2 protein-coding genes are annotated in these 6,988 nt (G+C 62.2%); one reads left to right on the forward strand and one right to left on the reverse strand.

The window, feature by feature from the left end:
* A partial coding sequence (locus tag WMO45_RS13505) for a discoidin domain-containing protein (RefSeq protein WP_349141410.1) occupies positions 1-6,224 on the reverse strand: 6,224 nt, incomplete at its 3' end.
* A 513-nt stretch (positions 6,225-6,737) separates the two neighbouring features.
* On the opposite strand from WMO45_RS13505, the gene WMO45_RS13510 reads away from it, so the two are divergent.
* A partial coding sequence (locus WMO45_RS13510) for a hypothetical protein (protein ID WP_349141411.1) occupies positions 6,738-6,988 on the forward strand: 251 nt, incomplete at its 3' end.

The following is a 6,988-nucleotide window of genomic DNA, read 5'->3' on the forward strand; positions in this document are numbered from 1 at the left end:
GCGATGAGCTGCTCGCCGCGGGGACCGAAGTTGGAGTACAGGTACACGCTCTCCACGTTCAGCTTCACGCCGGTGACAGGCTGGCGGTATGCGTAAATAGTCACGCGTACGCTCTCACTGGCCAGCACCGTGCCCTGGCCGGCCACGCGCACCAGATAAGTTCCGGCGCTCAGCCCGGTCACTTCGTCACCCTCGCAGGGCAGCCAGACGTGATCTGCTTCCGCGCAGTACTCCATGCCGGCGTCCACACCGGTCAGCTTGCCGTCGTTTCCGGCGGCCGTCTCATCCACGCCGGTCACATGTGCGGGGGAGGCCGCCTGACTCAGGCGGATCACCTGCTGGTCGGAGTCGCTGGTGTTTTCTCCATCGCCGGGCATGTAGACCAGGATGGTGCTGCCGTCGTGCAGGTCCGCGCCGCTCAGGTCCACGCGTTCGGCTTCCGCCGTCTGCCATTGGCCCTCGTCCACGCAGAATTTCATCCCCACTTCCAGGCCGCTCAGGCTCAGGTCCGCGGCCTCAAACACTGCGTTGGGCGTCTCCGCCTTGGGGGGCTGCTCATATCCCAGCACCTCTACCGTTACGGCGGGGCTGGCGGAATGGGTGGCCGTCTCGGCATAGCGTACCTGGTAGCGGCCGGGAGTCAGTCCCTCCACCGTGGCGCCGGTGACAGCCTGCCACGCTTCGGCGCCCTCGGCGGACCACTCCATGCTCTCGTCCAGGCCGGTGAGGATGCCATCGTTGTTGTCCGCGCTGGTGCAGCCGCTGGTGCTCACGCCCTCCGGCGCGGCCTGGGCCGCCTTGGCCACCGCGGCGCTTTCCGCGCTCAGGGTGCCGGTGTATGCCCCGGTGCCCTCCACCGTCAGGGTGAGGACCTGTCCGATGTCATCTGCGGTGGGGACATAGCTTGCCTCCGTACCCACCGTCTCGCCGCCGCGGCTCCATGCATAGCGCAGGTCCGCCTGGGCCTGTGCCGGCTCTACGCCGCTTATGTCGGCCGTCAGCGTACCGCCGTACACCGCCTCGCCGGTGATGACCACGGAGCCGGTGATGACGGCAGGTCCGGCGGCCTCAAATTCCGCCGTCACGGTCACATCGCACTCCGGCATCTGGAAGGTGTTGTCGGTAACGGGGAAGACCGTCTCAGGGGAGTCGGTGGAGCAGACCTTCAGGCTGCCTTCCTTGAGGACATACCCCTCGTCGGGCTGGATGTGCAGTGTCACCGTCTCTCCGGCCGCCGCCTGCTCTGGCTGCGCCGTTACGGTACCGTGGGTGATGGCGGGATCGATGGTAACGGAATAGGTCTGGGCCTGTCCCACCTCCAGCAGGAAGGAAGTGGTGGTGTTTTCCACGTCGATGATCTCCAGACGCATCCCGCTCTCCACCAGGCCGTCCGTCACAGGCTGGCCCTGGGCGTCCACGATGCGGCTGGTGTAGTTGCCGCGGATATCCAGTGTGTTGCGCAGCCGGGCCACGCTGGTGCCGGCGGGGATGCCGCTGATGGTGCCGGCGGACTCGTTGATGGTGTACACATCGGAGCGGATCAGCCAGCCATATACCTCCAGCTCATAGAGCGCGGCGGCGAAATAGGAGGTGGCGGGGGTGCGGCCGGTGACCTGCAGGTGCAGCTTTTTCATGAGCACGTCGCTGCCGTTTTTGTCCTTGGCCGTGATGGTCACTTTGCCTCCCTGGGTGTTGTCCGAGGCGTCGTGCCACAGGGTCTCCACGATGAGGTTGGGCACGCCGTAGATGGAGAACTGATAGCTGCGGTTGCTCTCGCCATACCAGGACAGTACTACCTTGGAGATGTGGTATTCCAGATTGTCGGTGTTGTTCCCGTTGGACAGGTCCACCACGAAATCCACCGGATATTTGGCCTGGTTGGGGTCGAGCATGGGCCCGTTCCAGAAGGTGGCGGGGTCTCCGTCCACGGCCAGGGCCGGGTCGCTGCCGGCCTTGATCTCCGCCTCGCAGGGCATGCCCTGGGAGATGGGGGTGAGGTTGGCGGTGGTGTGGATGGTATATTCCACGCAGTTGCCTCCGGTGAGATCACCCACCCGCAGGCGCATGCCCTCGGTGACCACGCCGTCGGTCCGCACCTCGTCGTCCAGCAGCAGTTCGGCGGTGTAGTTGCCCTCCAGCTGCAGCGCCTTGCGGAACTGACTGACCGGGGTCTGCTCAGGCACGTTGCGGATGGCACGCCCGGCGTGGTCCACTTCGTACTCGGTGGAATCCATGCTCCAGCCGTACACCGCGAACTCCCGCACGGCAGCGGCAAAGTTTACGTTGGCTACCGAAGTGCCGGTGATCTCCAGCTTGATATAGCGGCCCGTGGTTCCGGCGGGGAGGGTGTGGGAGACGCTCTCCTGATCGGTGTTCTGGGTGCCGTCCACCAGCAGTTCCAGATCCTCCGGCGTGGAGCCGGCATAGATGCGGTACTGGTAATAACGCTTGGTGCTGCCCTGGTAGAAGTCCACATCGAACCGGGAGAGCTGATGCTCCGCACCCAGGTCGATGACGGCGTACCGGGGCTGCTCAAAGCCGGTGGTGGCGTTCCAGAAGGTGTCGGGGTTGCCGTCGTTGAGGTAGGCGGCCTGGCTGCCGCTCTTGACGTCAAAGACGTCGGTGATGGTCCGGCCCTGGGAGACGGGGGCGGTGCTGGCGGTGGTCTCCCGCACGGAGTAGACCGTCTGGGAGTCATTGGAGCCGGTGACCACGATCTTGGCCTGCTCGCCCACCGGAGCCTCCGGCTCCAGGGGAGTGCCGGCAGCGTCCGTTACGGCGACAGAGCGGTAATTGCCCGCCACCGTGACCTGCTGCAGCAGGGTGCCGGCGGTGGTGTCCGGGGATACGCCCAGCACGGTGCAGGCGGTGTTGTCCACCACGTATGCCTCGGAGGTCAGGTGATAGCCGTAGATCATGCACTCATACAGCGCCGCGTTGCCGCTGGTGCCGGAGATGCCCTTCATATCCACCCGGATGTACCGGGCGCGGGTGCCGGCGGGGAACTCGTCGCTCACCCACTGGCTCTCGGTGTTCTGGCTGCGGTCCACCAGGGGAGTGAACGTGCTGCCGTCGATGCTGCCCGAGATGGTGTACTGGTAGGCCCGGGGGGCCTCTCCGTAGAAGAGCCCGGAGAACTTGGACAGGTCGGACACCTGCCCCAGGTCGATCTGGAACCACTGGGGGTAACTGCCGTCGGAAGCGGTCCAGCGGGTGGTGAGGTTTCCGTCGGTGAGATTACCGGGGACGAAGTTGTTCTGAACGGTGGAGGCGGTGGCGCTGGCGCCGGAGGAAAGCGGGTCGTCCAGCAGGGTATATTCCTGCTGATCCACGCCGTTTTCTGCGATCACCAGCACGCGCATATCCATGCTCAGCGGCTGGTTCAGGTCGGTGATCTCCTGCCCAGAGGCGTCCAGCATTTTGAGGGTGCCGTTGTAGGAGACCGTGATCTGGGCCAGGAATTCCGCAACGCTCAGCCCGGCGGGGATTTTGGAGATGGTGTGGTTGGCCCCGTCGATGATATAGCGCTCGGACTGGATCTCCGTGCGGTAGTCCTTCAGCCGCCGCCAGACCACCGTGTCGGAGTACTCGTTGAGTACCTGGCCGTCTTCTCCCAGCTGGCGGCCGATGGCGGTGATGGTGTAGTCCTTAAACTCGGTCAGGTTGCAAGCCTCACCCTCAAAGTGGAAAATGCCCAGGGAGGGGTCCTGGATGAGGTTGCCCAGCTCGGTGTTGGGCTTGGCCGGGTCGGTTTTCCGGATCTTTCCCACCGAGACGCCGTCAATGTAGACCTCCACCTCGTCCAGATTGGAGTAGACCCGCACATAGCTGTAGTCGTCATAGCGGTCGGCGTACCGGCGGCTGCTGATGTACACCATGGGCTCGTCCGACCAGTTGGCCTTGTAGAAGTAGAAGGAGTCCTTTTTCAGGGAGCGGTCGAAGCTGGCCAGACCCTTGGTGTTGCGGCTGACGATGCCGCCCTCACTCACCACGCCGGGCTGGGCAAAGTCGAACATGTTCCAGATAAAGGTGCCCCAGAGCCAGGGGCGCTCCCGGATCTGCTGCCAGGAGACCTCGTGGTACTTGTTGGCGTACTCCTCGGACTGGAAGCCGCTGATGGATTTGACATGGTCGGGCGGATTGAGCTCGTGGGTCCAGATGTTGTTGCCCGAGCCGTACTCGCTGATGCCGATCTTGCCGTTGACCGGTACGGTGAAGGTCTCGCTGCCGTCGCTGTTGGTGGCCGAGACGGTCTCGTTGGCCTTGGCAAAGTCGCGCACGCCGTCCACCCAGGGGCCGAAGCCGTCCATATTGGCCCCCTCATACCAGCCGAAGTATTTGTTCCAGGCGGAGGCGTCCGACTGCCAGCTCAGGGGAGTGGTCTGGCTCTGGGCGGTGGCCACCACGATGGGACGGGTGGGGTCCTCCTGCTTGCCCAGCTGATAGAGCTCGTCCAGGACCTTGTTGACCGACAGATCGGACTTGGGCCACTGCTCGTTGTGGATGCCCCACATGCAGATGGAGGCGATGTTGTAGTTCTGGCGGATGAGCTCGGTGAGCTGCTGTTTGGCGTTGGTGCGGAAGGCGTCGGTCATGCGCACGCTGTTGACGTTGGGGATCTCGGCCCACACCACGATGCCCCGCTCACTGGCCAGCTGATAGGTGTATGCGTCGTGCTGGTAGTGGGAGCAGCGCAGGCAGGTGGCGCCGATCTCGGCGATGAGGGAGAGGTTTTCCTCCATCTGCCGGGTGGTAAGGGCGCTGCCCAGATCCTCCCAGTCCTGGTGCAGGGCCACGCCGTGGAGGGGATAGGGCTGGCCGTTGAGGTAGAAGCCGTCGTCCTCCGTGATCTCAAAGAACCGGAAGCCCACGGTTTCCCGCTCCCGTTCCAGCACCTGGCCGTCCTGCTCCAGCGTAACCTCCACGATGTACTGGTAGGGGTCGGGTACCCCGTTCCACAGGTGGGGGTTTTCCACGGTGCAGCTCTGCTGGAACGCGGCTGTGCCGCCGGCGGGGACGGTGACGTCTCCGCTCACCTCCCGGACCAGGGTGCTGCCGTCCTGCTCATACAGGCGGGCCCGCACCAGCACCTGCTGCTCGGTGTCTCCGGCGTTGCGCAGCTGAGCCCGCACGTCCAGCCCGGCGCTTTGGGCGCTGACCTGGGTGGGGGTGAGATAGATCCCGCTGGAGCCGTAGTCCAGCTTGTCAAAGCTCACCTGGGCGGTGGAGAGGATGAAGTTGTTGCGGTACATGCCGCCGCTGTAGGCAAAGCCGCCCTCCAGCGGCATGACGGTGCTGCCGATGCTGTTGTCCACCTGGACACAGATCAGGTTGGCCTCGTCCAGCGTCACATAGTCGGTGATGTCATAGCGGAATTTGGCGTAGCCGCCGCTGTGGGTGCCCACAAGAGTTCCATTTATATAAAGGTTTGAGACCTTGTTGGCCGCGCCGATCTCAATGTAGATGCGCCGGCCGGCGTAGTCCTGGGAGGGGAAGGTCATACTCTTGCGGTAGTAGCCCACGCCGTAGTGGCGGGTCAATTCGTTCTGCACGTCCTCGACGTTCCAGGTGTGGGGCAGGTCCACCGGCGTGAAGCCGCCGCCGTCATAGGCGGGGTCCTTTACCTGTTCCAGTCCCACGCCGTCGGGCAGGTCCTTTTCCAGGCAGAAAGACCAGCCGGCGTTGATGTTGACGTCCCTGCGGAAGGTGTTCTGCCCCGTGGGGGCCAGCACCTGCACGGTAAAGGTGGCCTGGGTGGTCTGGTAGCCGTCGGCCGTGGCGGTGACGGTGATGGTGGTCCGGCCGGGCGCCACGGCGGTCACCTTGAGCTCGCGCACGTCGTCGCGCTCATTGGGGGTGTTGGCCGTACAGGTCAGGTCCTGATTGCCGGTGATGTGAGCCGGGGTGTCCACCAGCTCCACCAGGGCCACGGCCGGGTCGCCGCTCTCTACGGAGATCTGAGCGCCCTGGGGGTTGATTCCAAACATCTGGTATTTTTCTTCTCCCGGCTCCATATAGAAGAAGTTCATCAGGGAACCGATGGTGATCTCATTGCGGGTGAGAGCCAGGTCGCTGATCCACTCTCCCTGTGGAGGAGTGGAGGAGGAGTCGGCCGGAGACGGCTCCGATAAGGGAGCGGCTGCGGCCAGAGTTGTGGGACCGAGCCCTAAGCTCAGAACAAGGACAAGCAACAGGGCAAGGATGCGCTTGAGACGTACATGCATGGTGATCCTCCCTTTCTTTTGATGGAACGGAATGCAAAGGCGGGATTTCACGGCTGGATAAACTGGGGACATAGAGTGTCGTCGCCGGTACACACAACAAGTACGCGGCAGGATCGCCTCCTTCAAACAAACAGGATAGAATACGTACACTAGAATTCTACTATTTAATGAACGAGTAGTCAATTATATACAACGTTTACAATTGAAAAAAGGATAATACGTTTTCTTTACACATTTTAGTGTAAAAATATTGAGGAATAGAGTAAAAACAATCACTTATACGAATTGGAACTTATAATTTGATTTTTTTGGAAAAATAATTTTGTGTCCTTCGCTGGTGCACAAACTCAACAGGAATGTATTGACTTTGCAGTCAATACATATTAGCATGTTATTAAGTTTGGGGAAGTGGAAAGGAGGAGAGCGCAGTTCTGCAGCGTGATTGCTGCAGGGGAGTTACTGCCCGACATGGGCGGAAGATACCGCGCATTCAGAGAAGGAGGAAGGTAAAAAATGAAACACACCCTGAAGCGTGCTTTGGCGGCGGCACTGTCGCTGACCATGCTGCTGGGCATGGTTCCGGCCGTGGCGTCAGAACCAGCTGAACCGGCAGCGGCCGCAGAAGAGGTGCCCACCGGCACGAAGCTGGTGCTGAATGGCCTCTTTGACGTGAAGAGCCTGGAGGCAGGCACCGACAAGTATCTGTACATCAATACATATCCGGAAGAGGGCACGGCCATCACGGAAGTGTCCAGCGACCACCC

Source organism: Flavonifractor hominis, from assembly GCF_040095835.1.
GTDB lineage: Bacteria > Bacillota > Clostridia > Oscillospirales > Oscillospiraceae > Flavonifractor > Flavonifractor hominis.